This is a genomic window from Microcoleus sp. CZ3-B2 (assembly GCF_036705055.1).
In the GTDB taxonomy this organism is placed as follows: domain Bacteria; phylum Cyanobacteriota; class Cyanobacteriia; order Cyanobacteriales; family Microcoleaceae; genus Microcoleus.
In genome coordinates this window covers 1-2994 of record NZ_JAUBTN010000133.1, presented here as the reverse complement: position 1 = coordinate 2994, position 2994 = coordinate 1, and the positions used below count along the sequence as shown (strand labels likewise).

Annotated in this window: 2 protein-coding genes and 3 pseudogenes; 2 read left to right on the top strand and 3 right to left on the bottom strand. The window is 38.9% G+C overall.

Features of this window, described 5'->3' with window-relative positions; translation table 11 throughout:
- On the bottom strand, positions 1-196 hold a 196-nt coding region (locus QUA97_RS28060; protein WP_333197583.1), incomplete at its 3' end, for a hypothetical protein.
- A gap of 107 nt (positions 197-303) precedes the next feature.
- A pseudogene (locus tag QUA97_RS28055) lies at positions 304-713 on the bottom strand (ISKra4 family transposase); the annotation flags it as partial.
- A 276-nt stretch (positions 714-989) separates the two neighbouring features.
- On the opposite strand from QUA97_RS28055, the gene QUA97_RS28050 reads away from it, so the two are divergent.
- Positions 990-1397: a hypothetical protein gene (locus tag QUA97_RS28050; protein ID WP_333197581.1), complete on the top strand. Its 408-nt coding sequence runs from the start codon at positions 990-992 to the stop codon at positions 1395-1397.
- On the opposite strand, the pseudogene QUA97_RS28045 reads toward QUA97_RS28050, so the two are convergent.
- Positions 1373-2431: pseudogene (locus QUA97_RS28045) on the bottom strand (ISKra4 family transposase). The gene QUA97_RS28050 and the pseudogene QUA97_RS28045 overlap by 25 nt on opposite strands.
- Before the next feature lie 119 nt (positions 2432-2550).
- Between QUA97_RS28045 and QUA97_RS28040 the strand changes: the two are divergent.
- Positions 2551-2994, top strand: a pseudogene (locus QUA97_RS28040) (transposase); the annotation flags it as partial.

Here is a 2994-nt window from a genome sequence, read left to right as displayed (position 1 = left end):
CTGGTCTACAGTCTTGTAACGCTTCATAGATGCTTGGCCATTGACGCTTGAATAATGGATTGAGTGAAAATTCCGCTAAACACGACGCATTCGGAGTGGTCATCACTGCATCCATCAGCTCGAATGTTGCATCTTTCGCCAGCACCAATAACTCGTATGCTGCTTGACGAAAGTCCTTTAATCGTTCACTGTTCATTTAAGGAGTGGATAGGTTTTATTTTTCACCCTCATTCTCTCCTGGCGCGGTGGCTCTAGTTCTTCTGAAAGCCACCGTTCTCATCTTTGGTTAGTCTAAACTACAGTCTTGACTAATATGAGTAATGTACTGTGAGAAATTTTGATCCCCGTAAGTTTTTCCAAATCTTTTTCTGCCGTTTGATAAGATTCGTTGGCACTGATTAAAAGACAGCAATTTTCCATCAGTGGACTAAATTGACTGTAAGCTTTTAAGCCAAAATATTTTGCCTGATTATCTGTAATGTCGAGGGAGCCGATTATTGATTTTATTTTTCGGGGTTTTCCTGTTTTAATTCCTGATACTGCTGAAAAAAAAAGCTACCTAGTTCTGGAGCAACTTCTGATAACATTTGCTGACGAACTGATTTTTCTATACTTTCAAAACTTTTTAATTCGGTTGGAGCTGTATTTCTGTAAAGAATTTCTGCTGCCGCTTTTAAGTGGGCTTTTAGCTGTTGTTGGTCTGAGGGTGTCATTTTCTTTACCTCATTTTTATTTAACGATTTTACTAGCTTTTTCATTTTAACCCTTTTTTGACATATTCGCAAAAGTGAGATGCACCCACCGTATAGACCATAAAGTATTACTCAAAAAAATAAACACATACCCCAATATCAATACTTCGGACAGTTTTGGAAGAGGGACGCGAGGCTCGCCGAGCTACAAAAGTTATTGGAATCTGAATCAAAAATCAAAAAAAAGGCAATTTTTAGGTTAAGGTCAAAAAACACACGAATTTAAAAAACTGCCTCATGAATATTCTTGAATCTATTTTACAACAAATGCCAGGTATTAGTCAAGCTCAAAAGAAGTTTATGGTGATTTTATTTTCCACCATATTGCTTGTTTATGGCAAGGTTAATTTTACCAATCTGAGTCGTTATAGCTGTTTGAGTGAAAAAACCAATCGTCGCCACTTTTTCAAAAGCTTTGATTTTCCCGCATTTAATAAATTATTTCTCAATAAAGCCTTAGATCATCAGCGAACACTTATTGCCGTTATCGATTGTTCTTTTATCCCCAAAAGTAGCAAAAAAACTGAAGGCAAAGCTAGTTTTTATAATGGTGTAGCTGGCAGACCTGAAGAGGGATTAGAAAGGGAGCATCTCAAATATGTAATGAGTATAAATACTACTCAGGCCAAAGCGAGATTTAAATAAGCACAACGATGTTTCAGAACTTGAGCCAGATTGTCACGATTCCATTGTGCCCCGGATATTTTGATTCTCCGTCCAATCTGTTTAATTGTCGCCTCGACAGCAAAGCGAACCAATTGTGATCTTTTGAGACTGCATCGCCTGATAATCAGGAATCCTACATCGATGTCGTTCTAGATAATCCAGAAAGTTCTTGACGTGAGGTACATCCCAGCCAGCCAAAGCAGCGATTGCCCCATCCACCTGACCACGCCACAGATGAGTCTCCACTGTTCGCAAACGTTGATTAGAACCACCCAATTTGTACAGGTTTTCCTTGAGGTGATACCAATCTAAAATCTCTAAACGTTTCTCGAATGAAGCAATCCCAGCTATCAAATTCCAGACCCCTGGATGTCCATCACCTAGACAAGCAACCGGCTCACCCAAAGGCTGTCGATTCACCCAATCCAATAGCTTGTTATTCTCTTGAAAGAAAGCAGCACACTGTTGATGATGCAACGCCACGGCTTTGTAGTCTCGCCATTCACTGGCTTCTCCTAAGTCGGTTCTTAATCTTGCCTTGCCTCCATCTAAACTCAAAGCGGTAACAGTTTTCTCTGCTACAGCCTCCACAAATTCTTGTCGATGTACTAGCCGTTGTTGCGTACTGTGGGATACGTATATTCCTGTGAGTTGTTGTAAGTCTTTAGTAGTATTGGCATAGGATACGTTGGCGCTCAATATTAGGCAGCATTTTTCTAAGTGAGGGCTTAATCTTGTCCCTTTCTTTAGTCCGAGTTTTTTACTTTGTTGTTCTCTTACTCGCCATTTACCCATACAGGTCTGGATTTCTCTGGCTCTGCCTGCTTCTGTTTGGCTGCTGCTGCTTAAAAAATTTTCCAATCTCTGGGGCTACTTCTTTGAGGACATGATCTCGCTCCGGCTAATTCAATACTGCCAAAGTCTTTTAGCTGTTCTGATGGTGTATTCTTGAGTAAGATAGCGGATACCTTTTCTAGACATTTTTGGAGTTCTTGAGTTTCTGCTGGGGTCATATTTTTCTCACTCGTAAGTGTGTTTTTACATTTTACATAATTCTTGCATATTACTCTTCTAAGTATTTATACTTAGTGCATAATTGAGATGCTCCCGATTAGAAATTTCTGTAATTTCTGTGGTCGAAGTTGAAACTCATTTATCTTATAGCCTAAGTGTACAACAAACGCCCTTGCGTCCGACCGCAGAACTACCGAAAAATCCCCTAACTGCTAAAGTCAAAAATAATTCAAAAAAACTTGGCAAAAAAAAGAATTTATTAAGCTTAACGCCTGAAATAACAAGAGTTGATGACTATGCTCAACATTTAAAAAAAACTCGTTCTTTGTTGCCAGATTCTGTCCGTTACTTGGTAGCTGATGGTTATTATTGTCGCTTAAAATTCTGGAATGCTGTACGGGATGCAGATTTAAATTTGATTAGCAAATTAAGGATTGATGCTAACTTAAATTACCTCTATACAGGTGAAAAAAATCCACGAGGCACCCCTCGCAAATATGATGGAAAGGTTGACTGCAATAATTTAAAGAATTTAACTTTTGTCAAAAAACTTCGACCGGAA